The 24,093-nt window shown below is 67.2% G+C and carries 16 protein-coding genes; 6 read left to right on the top strand and 10 right to left on the bottom strand.

From position 1 onward, the window contains the following. Positions 1-97: 97 nt before the first annotated feature. Positions 98-8,701 (bottom strand): autotransporter-associated beta strand repeat-containing protein, encoded by an 8,604-nt coding sequence (locus KEC55_RS30485; protein ID WP_282508765.1) that lies wholly within the window; start codon positions 8,699-8,701, stop codon positions 98-100. On the opposite strand from KEC55_RS30485, the gene KEC55_RS30480 reads away from it, so the two are divergent. Then, positions 8,700-8,876: a hypothetical protein gene (locus tag KEC55_RS30480; protein ID WP_282508764.1), complete on the top strand. Its 177-nt coding sequence runs from the start codon at positions 8,700-8,702 to the stop codon at positions 8,874-8,876. The genes KEC55_RS30485 and KEC55_RS30480 overlap by 2 nt on opposite strands. Before the next feature lie 539 nt (positions 8,877-9,415). Here the strand turns inward: KEC55_RS30480 and KEC55_RS30475 are convergent. Both KEC55_RS30475 and KEC55_RS30470 read right to left on the bottom strand, forming a co-directional pair. After that, positions 9,416-10,075, bottom strand: a complete 660-nt coding sequence (locus tag KEC55_RS30475; protein ID WP_282508763.1) for a YdcF family protein — start codon at positions 10,073-10,075, stop codon at positions 9,416-9,418. 259 nt (positions 10,076-10,334) lie between these two features. After that, positions 10,335-11,369 (bottom strand): rod shape-determining protein, encoded by a 1,035-nt coding sequence (locus tag KEC55_RS30470; protein ID WP_282508762.1) that lies wholly within the window; start codon positions 11,367-11,369, stop codon positions 10,335-10,337. 270 nt (positions 11,370-11,639) lie between these two features. Here KEC55_RS30470 and KEC55_RS30465 point away from each other — a divergent pair, with 270 nt between their 5' ends. Further along, on the top strand, positions 11,640-14,039 hold the full coding sequence (locus KEC55_RS30465; protein ID WP_282508761.1) for a patatin-like phospholipase family protein: 2,400 nt from the start codon (positions 11,640-11,642) through the stop codon (positions 14,037-14,039). A 187-nt stretch (positions 14,040-14,226) separates the two neighbouring features. Here KEC55_RS30465 and KEC55_RS30460 read toward each other — a convergent pair whose 3' ends face one another. Next, positions 14,227-15,357, bottom strand: coding sequence for an ATP-binding protein (locus tag KEC55_RS30460; RefSeq protein ID WP_282508760.1), 1,131 nt, complete (start codon positions 15,355-15,357; stop codon positions 14,227-14,229). A gap of 64 nt (positions 15,358-15,421) precedes the next feature. Further along, on the bottom strand, positions 15,422-16,132 hold the full coding sequence (locus KEC55_RS30455) for a response regulator (RefSeq protein ID WP_176048243.1): 711 nt from the start codon (positions 16,130-16,132) through the stop codon (positions 15,422-15,424). A gap of 220 nt (positions 16,133-16,352) precedes the next feature. Here KEC55_RS30455 and KEC55_RS30450 point away from each other — a divergent pair, with 220 nt between their 5' ends. The 3 genes from KEC55_RS30450 to KEC55_RS30440 all read left to right on the top strand — a co-directional run bounded on the left by KEC55_RS30450 (position 16,353) and on the right by KEC55_RS30440 (position 18,309). Beyond that, on the top strand, positions 16,353-17,267 hold the full coding sequence (locus KEC55_RS30450; protein WP_282508759.1) for a glutaminase: 915 nt from the start codon (positions 16,353-16,355) through the stop codon (positions 17,265-17,267). Between the two features lie 110 nt (positions 17,268-17,377). Continuing rightward, positions 17,378-17,752: a cytochrome c gene (locus tag KEC55_RS30445; protein WP_282508758.1), complete on the top strand. Its 375-nt coding sequence runs from the start codon at positions 17,378-17,380 to the stop codon at positions 17,750-17,752. Between the two features lie 137 nt (positions 17,753-17,889). Beyond that, positions 17,890-18,309 (top strand): hypothetical protein, encoded by a 420-nt coding sequence (locus tag KEC55_RS30440; protein ID WP_282508757.1) that lies wholly within the window; start codon positions 17,890-17,892, stop codon positions 18,307-18,309. A gap of 176 nt (positions 18,310-18,485) precedes the next feature. On the opposite strand, the gene KEC55_RS30435 is transcribed toward KEC55_RS30440, so the two are convergent. After that, positions 18,486-19,025, bottom strand: a complete 540-nt coding sequence (locus KEC55_RS30435; RefSeq protein WP_282508756.1) for an AAA family ATPase — start codon at positions 19,023-19,025, stop codon at positions 18,486-18,488. Positions 19,026-19,236: 211 nt separating this feature from the next. Then, positions 19,237-19,623, bottom strand: coding sequence for a VOC family protein (locus KEC55_RS30430; RefSeq protein WP_282508755.1), 387 nt, complete (start codon positions 19,621-19,623; stop codon positions 19,237-19,239). Positions 19,624-19,945: 322 nt separating this feature from the next. Between KEC55_RS30430 and KEC55_RS30425 the strand changes: the two genes are divergently transcribed. After that, positions 19,946-20,581, top strand: coding sequence for an isochorismatase family cysteine hydrolase (locus tag KEC55_RS30425; protein ID WP_282508754.1), 636 nt, complete (start codon positions 19,946-19,948; stop codon positions 20,579-20,581). 119 nt (positions 20,582-20,700) lie between these two features. Here KEC55_RS30425 and KEC55_RS30420 read toward each other — a convergent pair whose 3' ends face one another. The 3 genes from KEC55_RS30420 to KEC55_RS30410 form a co-directional block, all read right to left on the bottom strand. Next, positions 20,701-21,432: a ribonuclease T2 gene (locus KEC55_RS30420; RefSeq protein ID WP_282508753.1), complete on the bottom strand. Its 732-nt coding sequence runs from the start codon at positions 21,430-21,432 to the stop codon at positions 20,701-20,703. Between the two features lie 265 nt (positions 21,433-21,697). Then, a complete protein-coding gene (locus tag KEC55_RS30415) occupies positions 21,698-22,276 on the bottom strand; it encodes a hypothetical protein (protein ID WP_282508752.1) in 579 nt (192 codons plus the stop codon). 93 nt (positions 22,277-22,369) lie between these two features. Continuing rightward, the gene (locus KEC55_RS30410) at positions 22,370-23,767 is read right to left on the bottom strand and encodes an HdeD family acid-resistance protein (protein ID WP_282508751.1); all 1,398 of its coding nucleotides are present in this window, start codon (positions 23,765-23,767) and stop codon (positions 22,370-22,372) included. Positions 23,768-24,093 lie beyond the last annotated feature (326 nt).

The raw sequence follows: 24,093 nt of genomic DNA, 5'->3' as shown, positions 1-24,093 counted from the left end.
GCCAGAACGGGGTACGTGCGCAGCGACGAAAAAGACGCGACGCCCGGCGACGTTACCGTCGCCGCCAGGCATCGCGCACAGGCACATCACGTGCAGCTCAGAACTTCCACAGGATGTTGCCGAGGATTGCGTTGTCGCGCACGCCGCTGCCGTACTGGCCGCTGTACGTGAGGCCGAGCGTCAGGCGCTTCGTGATGTTCGCGTCGATACCGGCTTCGAGCACCGCGCTGTCGCGAGCAATCGGCACACCCGACACCTGGAACGACGTGCCGCCGTTCGCGAACGTGAACGCCGACGACGGCCGCACGTTGCCGAACGCATGCCGCCAGCCGACCGTCCCGCGCGCGGTGAACGTGCCGCTCGCAATCGAGCCGAGCTGCGACGCCGCGCGCAAACCGAGGGTCGAGAAGCCGACGTGAGTCGTCTCGCCGCCGGCACGCAGCGCGGCCGCGCCACCCGTTTCCGTATAGCCGTCGGTATGCAGGTTCACATACGCGAGGCCCGCGAACGGTTCGATCGCCACGGGCCCGACCGGCAGCGCGTAGCCGACTTCGCCGAACACCTGCGCCGAATTCGCGTCGTAGCCGGCCGAATCGTGATCCGAGAATCCCGCGAAGCCCGGATTGCGATCGCTGTTGATCCGGTACCACGTGTACGACGCGCCACCGCGCACGCCGAGCGCACCGTACTGCGCGCCGCCGTACAGCGACAGGTAGTAGCTGTTCACCGCCGCCGACGAGCTCTGGTCATTGTCGAGCGAGCTATGCGTAACGCCCGCGGCCAGACCCGCGCGCCACTTGTCGTTGAGCGCCATGTCGGCGCCGGCGATGAAGCCCGTCATGCTGCGGTTGATCGTCGACGCGTTGCCGTCGCCGGTAAGCCGGCTGCGGCCGCCGAACGCCTGCCCCCAGACGACCGGTTGATAAGGCGTGCCGCCGTAGCACCCCTCGCGCGAACCGATCCGGCGTTCCGGCGGCAGCGTCGGGTCGACCGCGCCGGCCGTGTTGTCGCCGCACAGCGCGGCGCCGCCCGACGACAGCGCGGCGAGCGGGCCCGATCCGGGCGCGAGGCCCTGGCGGACGCGATCGGTCACCGCATCGCGCACATAGCGGCTATCGAGCAGCAGCATGCTCTTCATGCTGGCCTGCAGTTCGCCGTCGAGCATCCCGTACGCGCGGCGTGCGGTGGGCGCGTCGGTCGTCAGCACCGCGTCGTACAGCGGGTTGCCGGCGCCGAGCCCGCCGAGCGCGGTCGCGACCGACCGCTGGTTCGGCGTCGTCGCGACGTCCGGCAGCGACGTGCCGTTTTCGACGAGTCGCAGGTACACGTGATTCGGGTCGTAGCTGAGCGTCGGCATCAGGAACGCGTAGTTCGCATTCACCTGGCTGAACGCGCCCTGCACGCCCGATGCCGCCGTCACGATCGTGTAGGTCGTGCTCGGCTGGTAGCCGCTCTGGTTCGCGATCACCTGCACGGTGCCGCCGTTCAGCGTCGCCGTACCGCCCGCCGCGAGGCTGCCGCTTTGCTGCGGCGAGGCCGCGACCTGGAACGTCGAACCCGGCTGGAACGTGACATTGCCGCCCACGTTCAGCGCCGCGCCCGGCTGCGACGCGGCCGCCGTCGCACCGCCCTGCACCACGAGGCCGCCGATCGTGCCGGTGCCCGTGACCGTCGCACCGTTCTGCACGGTCACGGTCGACTGGCCGAGCGACCCGTTGACCGCGAGCGTGCCCGCGTTGACCGTGGTCGGGCCGCTCAAGGTGCTGGCGCCCGTCAACGTCAGTTGCCCGCTGCCGGCCTGCGTCAGCGAGCCCGCGCCCGACAGCACGCTTGCAATCGTCACGTTGCCGGATTGATTGACGATCAGCGCGCCGTTGTCGACGACATTGCCGGCGATGCTGCCCGACGCGCCGCCGTTGCCGAGTTGCAGCGCGCCACCGACCGCGATCGTGGTGCCGCCCGTGTAGGTATTCGCGCCCGTCAGCGTCTGAACACCCGTGCCGGCGATCGTCACACCGCCCGCGCCGCCGATCGCGCCGCCGAACGTGCCGTTGCCGCTGCCGTTCAACGTCAGCGCATTCGCGCCGAGATTGACGGTCGCGCCGGTCGCGCCGTTCAACGTGCCGATCGTCTGCGCGCCCGACGCACCACTGACATCGAACGTCGCACCCGTGCCCGCGAGATTCACCGCGCCCGTCGACGCGAGGCCGCCGCCCGCGCCGAGCTCCAGCGTGCTGCCGCCGTTGATGGTCGTGCCGCCGGTGTAGGTGTTCGCGCCCGTCAGCGTTTGCGTGCCGCTACCGGCAACCGTCACGCCGCCCGCACCGCCGATCGTCCCGCCGAACGCTGCGTTGCCGCTGCCGTTCAGCGTCAGCGCATTCGTGCCCAGATTCACGCTGGTGCCGATGCCGCCGGACAGCGCGCCAATCGTCTGTGCGCCCGTCGCGCCCCCGACGTTGAACGTCGCGCCCGTGCCGGCGAGATTCACCGCGCTGCCCGACGCGAGGCTGCCGCCCGCACCCAGCGCGAGCGTGCTGCCGGTGCCGATCGTCGTGCCACCCGTGTAGGTGTTAGCGCCCGTCAACGTCTGCGTACCGGTGCCCGCGAACGTCACACCGCCCGTGCCGCCGATCGCACCGCCGAACGTGCCATTGCCGCTGCCATTCAGCGTCAGTGCGTTCGCGCCGAGGGTCACGTTCGTACCGGCGCCGCCGGACAGCGAGCCGAGCGTCTGCGCGCCCGATGCACCGCTCAGGTTGAACGTAGCGCCCGTGCCGGCGAGATTCATCGCGCTGCCCGATGCGAGGCTGCCGCCCGCACCCAACGCCAGCGTGCTGCCGCCGTTGATGGTCGTGCCACCCGTGAAGGTGTTCGCGCCCGTCAGCGTTTGCGTGCCGGCACCCGCGAACGTCACGCCGCCCGTGCCGCCAATCGCACCGCCAAATGTGCCGCCGCTGCCGTTCAACGTCAGCGCGTTCGCGCCGAGGTTTACGTTCGTGCCGGTCGCGCCGGTCAGCGTGCCGAGCGTCTGCGCGCCCGTCGCGCCGCCCAGGTTGAGCGTCGCGCCCGTGCCGGCGAGATTCACCGCGCTGCCCGACGCAAGGCTGCCGCCGGCGCCCAGCGCGAGTGTGCTGCCGCCGTTGATCGTCGTGCCACCCGTGTAGGTATTCGCGCCCGTCAGCGTTTGCGTGCCGGCACCTGCGAACGTCACACCACCCGTGCCGCCGATCGCGCCGCCGAACGTGTTATTGCCGCTGCCGTTCAACGTCAGCGCATTCGCGCCGAGGTTTACGTTCGTGCCGGTCGCGCCGGTCAGCGTGCCAAGCGTCTGCGCGCCCGTCGCGCCGCTGAGGTTGAACGTCGCGCCCGTGCCGGCGAGGTTCACCGCGCTGGGCGCGAGGCTGCCGCCCGCGCCCAGCGCGAGTGTGCTGCCGCCGTTGATCGTCGTGCCGCCCGTGTACGTGTTCGCGCCGGTCAGCGTCTGCGTGCCGCTGCCCGCGAACGTCACGCCACTGGTGCCGGCGATCACGCCGCCAAACGTGCCGTTGGTGCTGCCGTTCAACGTCAGCGCATTCGCGCCGAGGTTCACGTTCGTGCCGGTGGCGCCACTCAGCGTGCCGAGCGTCTGTGCGCCCGATGCACCGCTCAGGTTGAACGTCGCGCCTGTGCCGGCAAGGTTCACGGCACTGCCGGAAGCCAGGCTGCCGCCTGCGCCCAGCGCGAGCGTACTGCCGCCGTTGATCGTCGTGCCACCGGTATAGGTGTTCGCGCCGGTCAGCGTTTGCGTCCCGGTGCCCGCGAACGTCACGCTGCCCGTGCCGCCGATCGCACCGCCGAACGTGCCGCTGGCGGTTCCGCTCAGCGTCAGTCCGTTCGCGCCAAGATCCACGTTCGTGCCAGCCGCGCCGTTCAACGCGCCGATCGTCTGCGCGCCCGACGCACCGCTCAGGTTGAACGTTGCGCCTGCTCCGGCAAGGTTCACGGAACCGCCGGTAGCCAGGCTGCCACCCGCACCCAGCGCCAGCGTGCTGCCGCCGTTGATGGTCGTGCCACCCGTGTAGGTGTTCGCACCCGTCAGTGTTTGCGTACCCGTGCCCGCGAACGTCACGCCGCCCGTGCCGCCAATCGCACCGGCGAACGTACCGTTGGTGCTGCCGTTCAGCGTCAGCGCGTTCGCGCCGAGGTTCACGTTCGTGCCGCCGATGCCGCTCAGCGTGCCGAGCGTCTGCGCGCCCGATGCGCCGCTCACGTCGAACGTCGCACCCGTGCCTGCAAGATTCACTGCGCTACCCGAAGCCAGGCTGCCGCCCGCGACAAGCGCAAGCGTGCTGCCGCCGTTGATCGTCGTGCCGCCCGTGTACGTGTTCGCACCCGTCAGCGTCTGCGTGCCGGTACCCGCGTACGTCACGCTGCCCGTGCCGCCGATCGCGCCGCCGAACGTGCCGCTGGCGGTCCCGCTCAGCGTCAGCCCGTTCGCGCCAAGATCCACGTTCGTACTGGCCGCGCCGTTCAACGCGCCGATCGTCTGCGTGCCCGATGCGCCGCTCAGGTTGAACGTCGCGCCGGCGCCAGCGAGATTCACCGCCCCTGTCGAGGCCAGGCTACCGCCCGCACCGAGCGCCAGCGTGCCGCCGGCGCCGATCGTCGTACCGCCCGTGTAGGTGTTCGTGCCCGTCAGCGTTTGCGTGCCGGTACCCGCGAACGTCACGCCAGCGGTACCGTCGATCGTCCCGCCGAACGTATGGTTGCCGTTGCCGCTCAATGTCAGCGCGTTCGCGCCGAGGTTCACGTTCGTGCCGGCCGCACCGCTCAGCGCGCCGATCGTCTGCGCGCCCGATGCGCCGCCCAGGTTGAACGTCGCGCCCGCAGCGGCGAGGTTCACCGTCCCGGTCGCCGCGAGACTGCCGCCCGTGCCGAGCGCCAGCGTGCTGCCGCCGTTGATCGTCGTGCCGCCCGTGTACGTGTTCGTGCCGGACAGCGTCTGCGTGCCCGTGCCGGCCACTGTCAGGCCGCCGGTGCCGCCGATCGTGCCGCCGAAATTGCCGCTGGCCGTCCCGCTCAGCGTCAGGCCGTTCGCACCGAGGTTCACGGCCGCGCCGGCAACGCCGCTCAGTGCGCCGATCGTCTGCGCACCCGTCGCACCGCTCAGGTCGAATGTCGCGCCCGCGCCGGCCACGTTCACCGCGCCCGTCGCCGCGAGGCTGCCGCCGGCACCGAGCGCCAGCGTGCCGGCGTTGATCGTCGTGCCGCCCGTGTAGGTGTTCGCGGCCGTCAACGTCGTGGTCGCCGCGCCGTCCTTCACGAGGCCGCCCGTGCCAGCAATGCCGCCGTTCAGCGTGAGCGCGTTGCTGCCGCCGAGCGTCAGCGTCGCGCCCGCGCCGAGATTGACCGCGTTGTTGACCGACAGGCTCGCGGTCGTGTCGAGCGTCGCCGCGCCGCCGACGTTCAGCGCGCCGGAACCGAGCGCCCCGCCATTGCCGAGCACGACGCCGCCGCTGTTCAGATTCGTGCCGCCCGTATAGACGTTCGCGCCCGTCAGTGTCTGCGTGCCGGTACCGGCCAGCGTCAGGCTGCCCGCCCCGCCGATCACGCCGCCGAAGGTGCCGCTGGCGGTGCCGCCCAGCGTCAGCCCGTTGCCACCCATGTTGACGTTCGTCCCGGCGACACCCGACAGCGCGCCGATCGTCTGCGCGCTCGTCGCGCCGCTCAGGTCGAGCGCCGCGCCCGCGTTGGCCAGGTTCACCGCACCGGTCGCCGCCAGGCTGCCGCCCGCGCCCACCGCCAGCGTGCCGGCATTGATCGTCGTGCCGCCCGTATAGGTGTTCGTGCCCGTCAACGTGGTGGTCGCCGCGCCGTTCTTCACGAGACCGCCCGCACCGGCAATGCCGCCGCCGAGTGTGAGCGCATTGCTGCCGCCGAGCGTCAGCGTCGAACCGTTGCCAAGATTGACCGCGTTGGCGACCGACAGGCTCGCGTTCGTGTCGAGCGCTGCAGCGCCTGCGACGTTCAGCGCGCCCGTGCCGAGCGCCGCATTGTTGCCGAGCACCACGCTGCTGCCGCCGTTCAGGTTGGTGCCGCCCGAGTAGGTGCTCGCGCCGTTCAGCGTCTGCGTGCCGGTACCGGCCAGCGTCAGGCTGCCGGTACCGCCGATCGCGCCGCTGAAGGCGCCGCTGGCGGTTCCGCCCAGCGTCAGCCCGTTGTTGCCCAGCGCGACATTCGTCCCGGCCACCCCCGACAGCGCGCCGATCGACTGGGCACCGGCCGCGCCGCTCAGGTCGAGCGCCGCGCCCGCGCCGGCCAGGTTCACCGCACCGGTCGCCGCCAGGCTGCCGGCCCCGCTGATCGCCAGCGTGCCCGCGTTGATCGTCGTGCCGCCCGTATAGGTGTTCGCGGCCGTCAACGTCGTGGTCGCCGCGCCGTCCTTCACGAGGCCGCCCGCGCCGGTGATGCCGCCGTTCAGCGTGAGCGCATTGCTGCCGCCCAGTGTCAGCGTCGAACCGGTCGCGAGGTTGACCGCGTTGTTGACCGACAGGTTCGTGCTCGTGTCGAGCGTCGCCGCGCCGCCGACGGTCAACGCGCCCGTGCCGAGCGCCGCGTTGTTGCCGAGCACGAGGCCGCCGGCATTCAGCGTCGTGCCGCCGCTGTAGTTGTTCGCCCCGGACAACGTCACGGTCGCCGCGCCGTTCTTCACGAGACCGCCGCCGCCCGAGACCGCGCCGCTCAGGCCCAGATTGGTGGTGCCGCCGAGCGTCAGCGTCGTGCCGGTGGCGATGTTGACATTGTTCGCGAGCGACGCGTTGGTGGTCGCATCGAGCGACGCCGAGCCGTTGACGTTCATCGCGCCCGTGCCGAGCGCCGTATTGCTGCCGACCACGAGGGTGCCACCGTTCAGGTTCGTGCCGCCCGAGTACGTGTTCGCGCCCGTCAGCGTTTGCGTGCCGGTGCCGGCCAGCGTGACGCCGCCCGTGCCGCCGATCGAGCCGGCGTACGTCGCGTTGACGCTGCCGTTCAGCGTCAGCGAATTGCCGCCGAGGTTCACGCTGGTACCGGCCGAGCCCGCCAGCGCACCGATCGCCTGCGCACCCGTTGCGTTGCTCAGGTCGAACGTCGCGCCGGCGCCGGTCAGGCTCACCGTGCCGGTCGAGGCCAGGCTGCCGCCCGCGCCCAGCGCGAGCGTGCCGCTGTTGATCGTCGTGTCGCCGGTGTAGGTATTCGTGCCGGTCAGCGTCAGCGTCGCCACGCCGTTCTTCACGAGGCCGCCGTTGCCGTTGATGGCGCCGGCCAGCCCGAGGTTGTTGCTGCCGCCGACCGTCAGCGTCGAATTGTTGGTGAGATTGACCGTGTTGCCGAGCGTCGTGTTCGTGCTCGTGTCGAGCGAGGCCGAGCCGTTGACGTTCAGCGCACCGCTGCCGAGCGATGCGTTGTTGCCGACGACGATGCCGCCGGCGTTCAGGTTCGTGCCGCCCGTGTAGCTGTTCGCGCCCGTCAACGTCAGCGTGCCGCCGTCGTTCTTCGTCAGCGCGCCGCCGCCCGTCACCGTGCCCGACAGCGTGAGCCCGGTCGCACCCTGCACCGTCAATCCGCCGCCGCCGAGGGTCACGGTGTTGCCGACATTGAGCCCGGCCACACCCGCCTGCAGCGCACCGCCATTGGCCGTGACGTTGCCGGTGCCGAGCGACGCGTTGTTGCCGATGATCGCGACACCGCCGTTCAGCGTCGCGTCCTGCGCGGTGGACGCACCGTTGATCGTCCAGTTGCCGCTGTTGACGCCGAGGTGATTGAAGTTGACGTAGTTGTTGACCGCGATCGTGCCGTTCGCGCTGGTGCCCTGCTGCAGGTTGAGCGTGTTGTTGCCGCCCGCGCCGCCGTCGACGATACCCGTCGCCGCGACGTTGAGCGTATTCGGGCCGACCGTGATGTTGAACGAGCCGCCGGTGCCGCCCGCCGAGTTGACCGACGAGCCCGTCACGGCATTGAACGTGTTGTTGCTGTTCGCGCCCATCGACACGCCGCCGTTGATCGTGCCCGAGTTGGTAAACGTATTGCCCTGCCCGGGCGTGCCGCTCGAGCCGAACGCGACGCGACCGTTGATCGTTCCGCTGTTCGACATGTTGACCGCGGCGCCGCCGTATGCGGCGACCACGGGCGAGTCCGCGCCGACGAGGGTCGCACCGACCAGCGGGTTGGACCCGATCGTGCCGGTGTTCGTAATGTTCGAGGTGCCGCCCGTGCCGTTCTGGACCGACAGCGCCATGCCCGTCACGCCGCTGATCGCCACGCCGGTCGAACCGTTCATCGTGCCGTTGTTGACGACGGTGGTATTCGCGCTCGCCGATGCATTGCCGACGACCGCGCCGCTCGACAGCACGCCGAGCCCGCTACCAAGCGCGGAAGGGTCGATCGTGCCGTTGTTGGTCAGCGTGACGCCGTTGCCCGTCAGCGACATCGCGGTGCCGCCGACGCCGAGCAGCACGCCGACGCTCGCACCGGGATTGACGGTGGCGTTGATGTTGTTCGCGCTGTTCGAATAGCTCGGCGCAAGCGGATTGGCGATCCCGGAGCAGGTCACCGTCGTGCCTGCCGTGCTGCAGGTCGCATTGGCAGGCACGATACCCGCGCCGGACAATGCCAGGAAAACGCCCGTGGGTAACAGCAGTCTCGGAAACGGCTCACCGGCTTTTTTCGAACGCGCAAGGTTCATGCTTTCCCTCGTTTTTGGCTTTGGTTTTGGTATTGGCATTGCGGCCGCACCGGACGGCGCGCAGCAGAAAATCACGGACAAAAGCGTCCGCCCCGGCAATCGCGATGCGACGTCGGTTTATTCAAGGATGGGTTTTTTAATCAGCCCGGGATCGGGATTGCAGACGCAAGACTAGTCGAACGACATGATGGCGGCCCCTGTTTTTCTGCAGCGACTTTCTGGTTGATTTGATTACTGCCCTGCTTTTATCAGACAAGGCTATATCAAACTCAAACCGTTTTCCAGTCGATATTTACCCATCGGATCAAGGGTTGGCGGGCATGTATTTTTTACTTGGCAAAAGACGTCCGGCGACGAGGCTCCGCAAGTTTTTCGTCTTTTTGATTTGATTTTTCGCAAAAACAACGGAATCACCGTATCCGTGAAAACGCTGATGCGCAGCCTTGATTCAAGGTATATGAATCCCGCAGTGCAATATTTTAATTCTCACAAATCGCTGACACGAATAATCAGCACCCACTTAATAAATGGATTAAACCTGGATTTTCGAATGCCTTACGAATTTACTTCGATTTACGCCTCGCATCGAAACTGCAATGCGAATCGTTATCGCTTGCCCAATGTCGAAAACATTCGGGCTGCGGGCAGGAAGCGGCCGAAACCGAAAGGAAAAAGAGCACCACGCGCACGCGGAAGCATTCGCCCCGCGGCGTGTTACGAAAACAGGCGCATCAGATAAAGCATCGGCCGGAACGAAACGGGCCGCGCATCGGGGTTCACCCACAACCGCACCGCATACACCGCGTAGGCCGGCACTTCGCGCCAGCTCGAATAGACATCGCGCAACTGGAAACGGCCCGGATACGCGGCGGAGATGTTCGCCCTTGCGATGCCGACGCGCTCGAATGCGAGGCGCGCTCGCGCGAGGTGGTAGTACTGGCTGACGATCAGCACGCGCGACACGTTGTGCGCCTGCAGGTACGCGAGCGTGTGCTGCGCCGTCGCGAGCGTGTTGTCGCCCTGGTCGTCGACGGCGATCCGGTCGGCCGGCACGCCGTGTGCCACCAGATAGTCGCGCATCGCGGTCGCCTCGTTGAGCCCGGGGCCGTCAATCGCGCCGCTGACCAGGAACGCCGGGCACTGCCCCGTGCGGTAGCAGCGCACGCCGACATCGAGCCTGGCGGCGAGCACCGGCTTCGGCGCGCCGGTCTCGTCGAGCGCGTTGCCAAAGATCACGGCGACATCGGCCGGCTCGCTCGGCATCCGCATCCCGTACGCGACGAGCGCAACGGCTGCGACGATCCAGAGGCAGGCAACGACGGCCAGCAGGCGGCCCGTTCGGGCAAGGAAGCCCCGTTTGGTGTGGTTTTTCAAGGTTTTCGGTCTCTCAGGTCGTCGGGCTCGTCGTGCGTTTCGGCTTGCCCGGCCCCGCACGGGCGCGTAACGCTAGCACGGTGTGTGTTCGGGTGTCCACGCGACGGGCCGATGCCGGACGGCGGCCTGCCTTGCGGCAAGTCGGCCGGAGACGCGTGCCCGGCGCAGCGGGCAGGCAATACGGAGGGCTGCGGAGATCTACGGAGATCGAAACAATGTGAACGGCCGCGCCGCGATGCACGGCCCGGCAGGGCCCGGATCAGTCGACCGGACACATCGCGAGCCGCCCCATCGCCTCGCCGGCGCCGCGCACCGCGCAGGTGGCCGGTTCGTCGGCAATCCGCGCGACCAGCCCCGTCTCGTCGTGCAGCAGGCGTTCGAGACCGGCGAGCAGCGCGCCGCCGCCCGTCAGCACCACGCCGCGATGCGCGATGTCGGTCACGAGCTCGGCCGGTGCGTTTTCCAGCACCGACTTCACCGCACCGATCACCTGCTTGAGCGGCGCGGCCAGCGCGTCCGCGACGTCGTGGTTGGACAGCTCGACCGAGCGCGGCAGGCCGTCGCCGATGCTGCGCCCGACCGCGCGCGTCGACGTGCGCGGCACCGCGCTGGTGGCCGAGCCGATCGTCTTCTTCACATGCTCGGCCGTCTGCTCGCCGAGCAGCACGCCATACAGGTTGCGAACGTGGTTGACGATCGCCGCGTCGAACTGGCTGCCGCCGACGCGGATCGCCTCGCGATAGACGATCCCGCCGAGCGCGATCACCGCGACTTCGGTCGTGCCGCCACCGATGTCGATGACCATCGAGCCGACCGGCTCCGTTACCGGCAGACCGGCGCCGAGCCCGGCCGCGAGCGACTCCTCGATCAGTTCGACGTCCGATACACCGGCCGCGAACGCGGCCTCGCGGATCGCGCGGCGCTCGACGGCCGTCGCGTCGGACGGCACGCACAGCGTGACCTCGACACGGCGGCCGAAGCGCGAGCGCGTGCGCGACATGTCGATGAAGCTGCGGATCATCTGCTCGGCCGCGTGCGCGTCGGCGATCACACCATGCCGCATCGGCCGCACGGCTTCGAGATGCCCCGGTTCGCGGCCGAGCAGCGCCTTCGCGAGCTCGCCGACCGCCTCGAGCGTCGGCCGCGCGTCAGTCGCGCCGCCCTTGCGGAAGCAGACGACCGACGGCTGGTTCAGCACCACGCCCCGCTCGTGCGTATAAATCCGCGTACTCGCCGTTCCAGGGTCGATCGCAACGGGTTGCGCAAACAACTTTCCGAACAGCGGTGTCGACATATCAAACCTTTGTGAACGAACGGGCCGGGAGAGCCGCGTCGCATTTTTGTGGCGCGTCCATGCCGCCCCATCACGAGCTTAGCGGCAAATCGTTCCGATACTTTAGGCAATTCCGATGATTTTTTCGCGACGCAATTGTCAAATGTACCGCCCCGGACGCATCCGGCTACGCAACGGCCTCTCGCATTGCCTCTGTAAAACACGGTAATCTCTCGGTCTTGCCTGCTCCCTGCAGGCCTCAGACGCCCGATCACGCCAGGTATTTCCACCATGACAGCGACCGTTTCCTCCCGCTGGGCGCGGGTGCGCCCGCTCTGCACGACGCTCGTCGCCGTCTGGTGCTGCACGGTCGCCGCGCAGCCGCTGCCGGCCACCGCCCCCGCCGCCGCCCCGGCCGTCACCGCTGCCGCCACCGCGCCGGCTGCCGCGCCCGCTGCGCCGGCGAACGCCTGCACGGCCGACGGCGGCCCGGCCGGCCGCCCGTCGATCGGCCTCGTGCTGTCCGGCGGCGGTGCGCGCGGCTACGCGCACCTCGGTGTCCTGAAGGTGCTGGAAGACAACCGCATCCCGATCGACTGCATCGCGGGCACCAGCATGGGCGCCGTCGTCGGCGGCCTGTACGCGAGCGGGATGGCGGCCGACGAGATGCAAAAACGGCTGTCGGAGGTCAACCTCGCGGATATCGCGTTCGACGTGACCGAGCGCGCGGACCTGCCGCAAACCAGCCGGGAAGACGAACGGCTGTACATCAACGGGCTGACGCTCGGGTTCGGCAAGAAAGGCGTGAAGGCGCCGGTCGGCCTCGTGCAGGGCAACCGGCTGCAGGCGCTGCTCGCGAACTGGACGGCCGCCGTGCCGACCAACCAGCCGTTCGACCACCTGCCGATCCCGTACCGTGCGGTCGCGACCGACCTGCAGACGGGCCAGATGGTCGTGCTCGACCACGGCTCGCTGCCGCTCGCGGTCCGCGCGAGCATGGCGATGCCCGGCCTGTTCGCCCCGGCCGAGATCAACGGGCGCGCGCTCGTGGACGGCGGGCTCGTCAGCAACCTGCCCGTCGACACCGCGCGGCAGATGGGCGCGAACGTCGTGATCGCAGTCGACATCGGCTCGCAACTGCGCCCGCTCGACGCGCTTGCGTCGCCCGCCGACGTGATGCAGCAGATGGTCGGCATCCTGATCCGCCAGAACGTGACCGCCCAGCGCAAGCAGCTCGACGCACAGGACGTGCTGCTCACGCCGGACCTCGGCGGGCTCGCGTTTACCGATTTCCAGAACGCGAAGCAGGCGATCGCCGCCGGCGCAGCCGCCGCGACCGCCGCGCTGCCGAAGCTGAAGCGATTCGCGCTCACGCCGGAGCAGTACGCGGCCTACCGGTCCGCGCACGCGCAGCCGCTGCCGCCGCCGATCCGGATCACGCGCATCGACATCAAGACCAGCGGCGGCGTGCCGAAGCGCGTCGTCAGCAACGCGCTGCACGTGAAGCCCGGCGATACCTACGATCCGCAGACCGTCAGTCAGGATCTGCTCGGCCTCACGACGGGCGGCAATTTCGAGAGCGTCACGCAGCAGATCGTGAGCCACGGCGACGACAACGTGCTCGAGATCAACGCGCGCGAGAAGTACTGGGGACCGAATTTCCTGCTGTTCGGGCTCGGCATGTCGAGCAGCTCGACCGACGAGGGCGGTTTCCGCCTGCACGTCGGCTACCGGCGGCCGTGGCTGACGGAATCGGGGCTCGAATTCCGCGCGGACACGACGATCGGCAGCGACCTGCAGTCGGCGCGCATCGAATTCCGCCAGCCGCTGTCGATGGCCTACGGCGTCTACCTGTCGCCCTACGCGGAGTACCAGCGCCGCTACGCGAACCTGTACGACGACACCGGCGACGTGAAGATCACGCAGTACCTGATGCAGACGGCGCGCGCCGGGATCGATTTCGGCCTGCCGATCGCGCGGCTCGGCGATTTCCGGATCGGTATCGGTTACGTGACCGGGCACGGCTCGCCGACCTACAACCTGCCGTTCGACGACGGCAGCGGCCAGAACCTGCTGTGGCCGAGCTTCACCTCCCAGGCGCTGACCGCGCGCGCACGCCTCGTCATCGACCAGCTCGACGATCCGCTGTTCCCGCGCAAGGGCTATTTCACCGAACTGCGCGTCGAGCGCTCGCTGGTGTCGCGCAACGGGGGCTCGGCGAGCCAATTCGACGACAGCATCAACAACGCGCCCTACACCGAGATCTACGGCAAGGCGATGGTGGCGCAGCAGTTCGGCCGCCACAGCGTCAGCGCGACGATCGAAGGCGGCAAGAGCATCGGGGGCACCAACCTGATCAACGCGTTCAACTTCACGCTCGGCGGCTTCCAGCACCTGTCCGCGTATGCGGCCGACCAGCTGAACGGCAACGAGCTCGCGTACGGCCAGATCACCTACATGAACCAGCTGATGACGTTCAACGCGTCACCGATCAAGGCGCTGTCGGTCGGCGCCAGCGCGGAAGTCGGCAACGTGTGGTCGAGCGGGCAGCAGATCGGCGGCGGCGCGCTCAAGCAGAGCTATACGTTCTTCACGAGCCTGTCGACCGCGTTCGGGCCCGTCTACATCGGCGTGGCGCTCGCGCCGGGCGGCCGTCGCAACTTCTACCTGCAGCTCGGCCGCACGTACTGAGCATGCGCGGATGCCGCTTCGGCGGCATCCGTGTTGCCGTCCTGCCTTCGCACTCCCGATCGGAAATCCCCGGCCATCGCCACCGCCCGCGCTTGCATACGCGCGATGCTGTCGTGCGCCCTCGCGTTCCGCGTGTCAGCGCGCCGCCATCGCGGCGATCGGGGATCGAACCTCATGTACGGATGGGCTAGACCGGCCAGCTGATTTCGAAGCGCGCGCCGCAGAGTTCGACTGGATCGACGACCGCGATCCGGCCGTTGTGCGCATGGAGCACCTGCCGCGTGATCGACAGGCCGAGCCCGTAGCCGCCGGTGCGGCGGTCGAGGCGCACGAAGGCATCGAAGATCCGTTCGCGCTCGCTCTCGGGCACGCCGGGGCCGTCGTCCTCGACGAAGATCCCGATGTTGCCGTGCACGAGCGAGATCCCGACGACGATCCGCGATCTCGCGTACTTGCTCGCGTTGCGCAACAGGTTGCGCATCGCGTACGACATCAACCGCCGGTCCATCTTCACGCGCAGGTCCGATGCGATCGCGATGCGCGACTCGATCGCGCGCTCCGGATACAGCAGCTGCGCGTCGTTGACCTGATGCTCGAACCACGCGACGGGCGCGGTCATCTCGAGGTTCGACTGCAGCGAACTGTATTCGAGCCGCGCGAACGTCAGACTCATGTCGATCAATTCCTCAAGCTCGGTCACGTCCTGCGCGATGCTCTCGAGCGCGCCCTGGTATTCGGCGGCCGACGCCGGTTCGCGCAGCATTTCGAGCGCGAAGCGCACGCGCGCGAGCGGCGTGCGCAACTCGTGCGAGATGCCGTTCGTCAGGTCGCGCTGCGCGGCGATCAAGCGCTCCATGCGCATCGCGAGCGCATTCAGCGTGCGCGCGAGCGGGCCGATGATCACGCTGTGCGATTCCCGCGCACGCGTGTTGAAGCGCCCGCCCGTGAAGTCGATCGCGCGTTCGCGCACCATCACGAGATCCGACCAGACCGGCCGCATCCACCGGTACGCCGCCAATGCGGGCGCGGCGAACACGAACGCAAGCACGATATAGATATCGCCCGGCAGCGAATCGAACGCATGCCATACGACCTGCGGCGACAATTCGACGCACAGCGCGAGCGCCGGCACGAGCGCGGTCAGCAGGACGAGGCCAAGCAGGTGCAGGTAGGTACGCACATAGAGGCGCGACCAGCTCGGAATGCGGTCGGCGCGCGTGTCGGTCCACGCGCGGCGGAAATGCAGCCAGCGCCATTTGACGTAGCGCAGTGTCGGCAGCGGCGGTGCATCGGGGTGCGAACGGGTTCGTCGGATCATCTCGGCTCCCGGCCGGCGGGTGGAATGCCCGCGCGGAACGTGACGACGTCGCCCGAGGGCCGCGTCATTCCCACGCGTGCTTGCTGAATTGATAACCCTTGCTGCGGATCGTCTTGATCCGCTGCGGGTTGCTCGCGTCGTCGCGCAGCTTGCGGCGCAGCTTCGAGATGCGCCCGTCGATCGTACGGTCGAGGCCGTCGAATTCGACGCCGCGCAGCTGCAGCATCAGGTCGTCGCGGCTGACGACTTCGCCCGCATGGCACACGAGCGCCCACAGCAGGTCGAATTCGGCCGACGTCAGGTCGGGCGTGCTGCCGTCCGGCAAGACGACGGTGCGGTCGGTACGGTCGATCGAGAACTTGCCGAACGCGTAGCGCTCCGGCTGCGGCGCGGCGCTCTCGGTCGCGCGCGCGGGCGCGCGGCGCAGCTGCGCCTTGATCCGCGCGAGCAGGATGCGCGGCTCGACCGGCTTGTGCACATAGTCGTCCGCGCCGAACTCGAGGCCAAGCAGCTCGTCGAAGGGCTCGTCGCGCGCCGTCACCATGATGATCACGCCATCGTACTGCTTGCGCGCCTCGCGGCAGATTTCGAAGCCGTCCTTGCCCGGCAGGTTCACGTCGAGGATGACGAGATCGGGACGAAGGGACAGGATCGCCGGCACCGCGGCGTCGCCGTGCAGCACAGTGTCGACTTCATAGTCGTTCTTGCGCAGGTAGCCGGCGATCAGCGTGGACAGGCGGGTGTCGTCTTCGACGAGCAGGATACGAAAAGACATGGGCAGCGGTCGGATCATCAGGTAGGCCGCGGCGGCGCCGGCCGGTGCCGGACGCCGGCCATCGGCCGAAACGTACCGCATGATACTGCGACCGCCGCTTGCCCGTTTGACGGTCTTGAAAATAAGGGCGCGATACCGTCCGCGCTTGACGAATCGGCGCCGGGACGGTTCCATACGGGCTCGCCGGAATCCGGGCCGCGCCTCTACCCTGCCTCACGTGATGAATTACCAGACGACCCTCGAACGCATCCACACCGAACTCGCCCCCTGGATTGGCCAGGGACGGGTTGCCGACTACATTCCCGAACTCGCGAAAGTACCTGCCGACAAGTTCGGGATGGCCGTCGTGACGCTCGACGGGAACGTTTACACGGTCGGCGACGCGCACGAGCGTTTCTCGATCCAGAGCATCTCGAAGCTGTTCGCATGCACGCTCGCGTTCCAGCTGCTGGGCGATGACCTGTGGGAACGGGTCGGCCGCGAGCCGTCCGGCAACGCGTTCAATTCGCTGGTCCAGCTCGAGAGCGAACGCGGCAAACCGCGCAATCCGTTCATCAACGCGGGCGCGCTGGTCGTCACCGATGTGCTGTGCCGCCGCTTCGTGAAGGCCGAAACGGCGCTCGTCGAGTTCGTCCGGCGGATGATCGGCACGAACGACATCGACTACGATTCGCGCGTCGCGCAGTCGGAGTTGCAGCATGCCGAGCGCAACCGCGCGATGGCGCATTTCATGGCGAGCTTCGGCAACATGCAGATGCCGCCCGACACGGTGATCGACGCGTATTGCCGCCAGTGCGCGATCACGATGAACTGCGTCGAACTTGCCAGCGCCGCGCTGTTCCTCGCGAACGGCGGCGTCGCGCCGGTGACGGGCGAGCGGATCGTCGATTCGAGTTCGGCGAAGCGGCTGTCGGCGCTGATGCTGACCTGCGGCACTTATGATGCAGCCGGCGATTTCGTGTATCGCGTCGGGCTGCCGGCGAAGAGCGGCGTCGGCGGCGGGATCGTTGCGGTGCTGCCGGGGGAGATGGCCGTGTGCGTGTGGGCGCCGGGGCTGGATGCGAACGGGAACTCGCTGGCCGGCACGTTGGCGTTGGAGTGGTTGACGACTTATACCGGAAGGTCGATTTTTTGAGGTGGGGAAGTTTGGCGTGCTTAATCTGGTGTGACGGCGGCAGGTGAATATCGGCACACTCGGCAGGCGATCTCAAAGAGACATTCACAAGTTTATAAAAATACCAAAAGATGAGAATATTCCTCGTCGCCGCATTAGGGGTTTTATTGTGTTCCCAAACGTCACCGACCTTTGCGGATAGTGACAACGGGAAAAAGATCTTCCTGGCGAGATGCGCCATGTGTCACGGAGCAGATGCCAGAGGAACAGGGCCATTGGCCAACAAAAGCAGCCCGCCGACCCCCGACCTGACGACGCCCGCCTTCAAAAAACGACTCAGCGACTATCCGGGCGTCATCGTTTCATCAATCATACTTCGCCCGAATGGCGACCTGATTCCAAAAACTTTGCGAGAAAACGGTATCAAACTACCGCCCCACCCCTGGTCGGTTAAAGATTTTCGCGATTTGAATCAATATCTGAGCAGCCTGATTTTAAAAAATTGAAGACTTGCGTGTTGCCAGCCGCGCTCACGGATATTCTCACGATGCATTCAAATTTGCTTACGCTGACTCGTGGTGTTCAATCGGGTGTGCAGATCCGGCCGCGCTGGCCCGCACGACATATCCGCGTGGAGGCCCGCGTGCTGGAGAAACTGCAGGCGATCCGGTCCGAGTTACCCGCGGAAATCAGCCTGATCCTGACACGCGGCTATGAGCCGCGAGCATCCGGCCTGGGCTTTGCGCGTCGCGGGTTTCGCGCATTGGGCATCGGCATGTTCCGCTTGCTCTATCCCGCCAGAGGCGACGAACTGGCCGATATTTTCGGCAGCAACGGACACGATGTCGACGGAACGCATATCGACGTTTCATTCAGTCTGAACGGTCGGCGCGTACGGATGTTGCCGCTGGGCGTATTCACGCCGCCTTTCTGGCAGCGGCGCCGCGTGCGGCGATGCGCGCCGGCCCTCGCGCAAATCCAGGCCGCGCTGATGCAGCACGGGTTTCAAATTCACCGCAACGCAACGGAAAGCCTGCAGATTCATTGTGATCTGGTGCACTAGCGGAGATGATCGTGGGCACCACCGCAAACGTTCCGCAAAACAATCGAACTATCGACCTTCCGCGAATCGGGCGCTCGAAAACTCAAGCACCACCTTCGAGTGCAGGAGCCGAGCGCTCCAGCTCCTGCCGCTCCGCTACCTGTACCCGAAAAGCAAGCGCCAGCCCGATCACACGGTCACGCAGCCGCGATATGAGAATTGAACACGATTGCCGATGCAAGTTCGAGCGACGTCGGCTCTTCGAATTCCTTTTCCATGAAGTCGAACATGGCAGGCGAAACCTCGAACGAAAACGTCTCGCCCTTTTCTGAATTTCTCGCCAAAACACGACCGCGGCGGATGTCATGCGGTGCGGTGACAAAGTGCAATTCACTCGAAATACCAGCGTCCCTGGCTCGATCGACAAACGCCGAACGATTTCGCGCCTTCATGAAACCGAGATCGAGAATGACGTTCCCGCCATTTTTCGCGATCTGCTCGGCAGTGCGCCAGATTTGACTCTCGCAGCGCTGCACTCGCTCCATGAGCCAGCTCAATTGAAGCGGCTCCGGAAGATCCGGCCCGTACAGCTGTGCCATCCATTCATCGATCGAGAAACGCGTCGCGCCGGACGAGGCTGCGAGCGTACGCGCGTAAGTCGACTTGCCGGCACCTTGCGGCCCAAATACGATATGTACCACTCCCATGAATTCCCCTTCCTCCAGGTCGAGCGCCAAAGTGGCGCCTGGCTATTGTGTCCGGCGTTGTCGAGGCAGCACGGCCCGACCGCCGGATGTCATTGATTTCGATGCCGCCGTCCAACCATCCGCGTCGACTCTGAATTCGAGCGGCCGCCGAACATGGCGAAGCGCTCGGTCTTCCGAAACGATCAGCCCCGACGCAAACCCAATGAGGCATGCGTCGCTTGAACGCAAACGCCCTGCGCGCTCATTCAGCTTGCGCGAAGTTCAACTCGACGCCGTTGCCGCACGGATCGTTGAAGAAAATCCGAACCCGGCCCGTGAGCGGAACGTACTCGCGTGTGAATGCCACGTTGGCGTCGGTCAGGTGACGCGCCATTTCGCTGGCATCCGCGCAGGAAAACGCGACGTGATCGAACGTATTGGCAACGTTCGGCGGACGCGACTCGTCCGGCCGCGCTTCAGTCAGATGCAGCACGTCCTGCTTACCCGCATACAACCCATACCCGAAGCGCTTGAACGGCGGGCGAAACCCTTCCTGCAAACCGATGATGTCGACATGGAAATCGCGGAGCACATCGCGTGTCGATCGATCCGCCCGCAGATTGTAGTGATTGAATCCGGTAACTGGCATGACGTGTCGCTCGTGTTGGCGCAACGTGACATGAAATGGCATCGCCGCTTCAGACACGATCCACGCGAAACCGGCCAACCGGCAGCGGCGAACGGTTGCAGCCGACCATCAACATCGGCGTCGCGCTACCGCGACCGACCGTTGGTCGATCACGCGCTCGCCAGTATATTGCGGCCGTGCGCAAACCTGGCGTCGCCATGACGAAAACCGCCGCGCGACGCAGCAAAATGCCCCTACGAAAATCGCATCGGCAGCCGCCCCGATTTTCCGGTACAAATCGGGAACGCTGAAATTCCCCGCGGGCTATCGGAGACTCTCGCTCATGACTCGGCAAAACGCACCGGATATCGCATCGACACCCCGCACGAACCCCGGCGACAACCCATCCGCGCCGATTCCCGCCATCGTGCCGTCAAGCACGGCGCTGCTCGTCATGCACTACCAGACCGACATCCTCGGCCTCTTTCCGTCGGTCGCGCCCGGGCTGCTCGCCAATACGCGCCGACTCTGCGATGCGGCGCGGGCAAGCGGCATCGGCGTCTGGTTCGTGAACCTCCGGTTCAGCCCCGGCTATCCGGAAGTCAGCCCGCGCAACAAGAACGGCCAGGGGATCAAACAGCTCGGCCTCTTCATCAACGACGGCACGTCGCCGGAGCTCGGCCGGCAGGCCGACGAGCCGCTGATCGTCGCGCACCGCGCCAGCGTATTCTTCGGTACCGATCTGCAAGCGCGGCTGGTTGAGCAAGGCGTCGATTCGCTGATCATGATCGGCATCGCGTCGACGGGCGTGATGCTGTCGTCGATCGCCCACGCGAGCGACGCGGACTTCCGCCTGTATACGGTCAAGGACTGCTGCTACGACCCGGACCCGGTGGTTCACGAGCACCTGTTCTCCACCGCCTTCGAATCGCGCACGACGGTGCTGTCGCTCGAGGACGCGTTGCGGCTGCTCGCGTAAGCGCACGCGTACGCGCACACGAGCCGAGCCGCTGCGCGACGCACCGAAACCGGCCCGGCTGCTCGAAGGTGCAACGGGCGACGGCGTGCGCGATGACGCACGCGCCGCCCCCCTCCCCGTTACTTCGCGATGTACACGCCCGACGTCGGGCACGTGCCCTGCGTGTTGCCGTCCGTCACGAGCGACGCCGTGCTCGGGAACTGCGTGGCCGCGTTCGTCTTCACCGCGATCCAGGCTTCGGTGAAATAGCTCACGCCGTTCGTCTTCGTGCACTTCAGCGACACCGCGCTGCGCGTATTGCTGCCGAATGCGCCTTCGAATGCAGACAGCAACTGGTTACGCGTAACCGTCTTGCCCGCGTTCGCCTGCAGGAATGCGTTGAACGACGTATTGCCGAGTCGGCTGATCATGCCCGACGCCTGGTTCCAGTAAGCATCGGGCGTCGCCGAATTCGAGCAGGTGCCGTGCTTGAACCATTCGTGCTTGTCGAGGCACGACGCGACGCCCGGCATGTACGTCGACAGCGTATTGCGGGTCGCGCTGCTGATCGGGTAGGCGTCCATGCTGCACCACTGGTGCGCGTTGTCGAGGTCGATGTCGTTCTGCGGCACGCCGCAGTAGAACGGCTGGTTGCCGTCATAGCGGTTCGGCCACAGGCCATGCAGCGACAGGCTCGTCGCCGCATACGAGCCGGCGAGGTTCGTGCATTCCGGCGTGTCGTGCGACGCGCAGAAGCCGGGCTCCCACGATGCGGCGAGCAACAGGTAGTCGTAGCTGGTCTGCGCGGCGGCGTGCAGCGACACGGAAGCGACGGCGAGTGCGGCAGCGGCGCGGGCGAGCGTCTTGAGCATGGCGTGTTTCCTCGGAAAAGGCATGCGGTCGCGGGATGCGCCGCACGGTTGTCGAATGTCTGCCCGCGATTGTTGCTGTCGCAACGTGGCACGAATATGAAGGTGGACGAAAGAATTTGCGGGTCGCCCGGACACTCGGCAAGCCGATACGGGTCAGGCCGGCCACGATGGCGAGCGGCTGACCGTCCCGCCGCGCGCCGGGCACCGCTCTATCGATGCCCGCACGTCAACGGATGCGCGACACGCATCCGCGGCGAGCGGGCACTCACGACCCGGTGCCGAGCTGCGTGCATGCGCGGGCAGACGCTTCGGGGCCTTCGAGCGCGAGAATCTGCCACACGCCGATACTGACGCGCTGGCGCGCGGCCGTCGACGCATCGGCCAGCAACGCTTCTACGCGCGGTGCGGCATCGGGCGCCTTCTGCTGCAGCGCCGCGTGATGCCGCGCGCGCGACGCCGGCTCGGATTCGTGCACGTCGCAGAGGCGCACCATGCCGGCGAGTCCGGCCACGTCGTCGTCCTTGTCGATCGCGCCCGGCTCGACGGGCGCGAGCCCCTTGCGCTCCTCCGGCGGCAGCTTGTTGCGCGCGCCTTCGTCGATCGCCGTGGCGGACGCCGGCGGCAGGCCGCCGATCGCCGCGACGATCCGGCTGCCCGCGGCGATCATGTCGCCCTGGCACTCGATCTTCTCGGCGGCCGCGACGTTCGAGCAGAACGATACCGACGTCCGGTAAACGTCGTTGCTCATGCGCGGCACTTCGTCCGTGCTCGCCTGCGCGAGGCCGGTGCTGGCCAGCACGAGCGCAGCGGGAATCAGGATACGGAAAGCTCTCGTCTCGTTCATTGTCGTCGTCTGTGGGTTGTTATGGCGGGCACACTCGCCGGGCCGCACGGTGGCGCCCCCTGTAACGCCGGGCCCTCGTCCGGCGCCACGCGATCACTTCATCGACGCCGCCTCCGATCCGCCGGGCGACAGCGCCGCGCTGTCCTGCTCGCGCCACGCGCGGCGCGACGCCATGATCGCCTTCACCGCCGAGCGCGCGACCTTCCACCACGCGAACGGCCGCGGATCGGCGAGCATGCTGAGCGCGCGTGCATAGTCGAGCGTGAGGCCGGGCGTCCACGCCATCGTCACCGCGCGCTTGCGGATCTGCGCGGCCACCCACAGCTCGGGCGTCAGCAGCAGCCGCACGAACGCGCCCCACCCGGCCCGCGTGCCCTTCAGCCGCCACACCGCGCCGTCGAGCGCGGCTTCGAGCGCATTCGACACGGTGCTCGAGCAGTTGCGGTGCGTGAGGTTGTACGTGACGTCCTGCCGGTACGACGACCAGAATGCGCCGAGCTTCGCCGGATCGTAGTTGCGGATGCGCACGCGCACGGTCGACGGGCACCACGCGTTCGACTCGGTCGCGTAGTCGGGCTGGAACAGGCCCGGCACGTCGTTCTCGCGCGTCGCACGCAGGATGCGCGTGAATTCATCCGGAGAACGATCGATTTCGACGCCCGGGTACAGGCTGATATAGATACCTTCGGGCGACTCCAGCGCCGCATGCCCGGTCGAGATCACGCCGTTGACGTCCACCGCCGCGATATAGCGGTCGATCACCGGATAGCGCTGTGCTTCCGCCTTCGACGTGCCGGTCGGCGTCCACACATGCACGGTGAGCGCAGGCTCGCTGTCGGCCGGCGGGCCGTCCCATTCGGATTGCGCGAACCGCGGCCGGTCACGTGCATCGTCGAGATCGGGCACGAGCGCGGGCGAGGTCGCAAACGCGGGATTGCGCGTCAGCCGCCGCACGCGCGCGGCGAGGCTCAGCATGTGCATCCCGCCGAACATCAGCAGCAGGCCGAGGCAGTACGGCACGGTGCCGACGTAATGCGTCGGGTACGGCTGGAAGAAAAAGACCGCCAGCAGGATCTCGATGACACCCCACGCGAACGCGACGTTCCAGCGGCGGTAGCGCACCATCCATGCGGACGTGCACTGCAGCAGCCCGTCGACGAGGAACAGCGTGCCGAAGATCATCGACAGCAGGAAATGGCCGTGGTGATGGCCGGCGAACACGAGCCCCGCGGCCACCACGACCACGATGCCCTTCACGTAGCGCAGGATGCGCTGCCCGCCGACGCCGCTGCCGGCCACCGCGAGCGTCGCGAGCCCCTCGATCAGGAACAGCCACGCGAACAGCTCGATCGGGAAATGCAGCGCGCCGTCGAGCGCGTCGACGAAAATGCCGACGCCTGCTGCCACCCACACCCAGCCGAGCACGGTCAGGCCGCGCCAGCGGGTTCGCAAGTATTCGATGCCCAGCAACAGCAACACCAGTCGTACCATCGCACCCTCGTGTCGTTTTTCGGGATACGCACGGCCTTGCGTTCCCGGTCATGTCGGCCAGGCGTCGTGCGACGCGGCGGCCGGAAGGCGGTCATCGTTGCCGGCGCGTCATGCCTCGACATGACCGATGGCGGCCGGCACGCGCCGCTCTGGCCGAATAATAAGATATGGCGGAGCCGGTTGAAAGCGGGACGAAAACGTTTTCGTCCGGGCGCGGGTCAGTCCGGCCGGCCGCTGCCATGGCAGATTTCCCGTTCGACAACCTGCCGCGGATACGCGAGAATCCAGCTTCCGAGGGCGAAAGCCACTAAACCGAACCGCACAGA

The organism is Burkholderia cepacia (genome assembly GCF_029962485.1).
In the GTDB taxonomy this organism is placed as follows: domain Bacteria; phylum Pseudomonadota; class Gammaproteobacteria; order Burkholderiales; family Burkholderiaceae; genus Burkholderia.
This window is presented reverse-complemented; position numbering and strand designations above follow the sequence as displayed.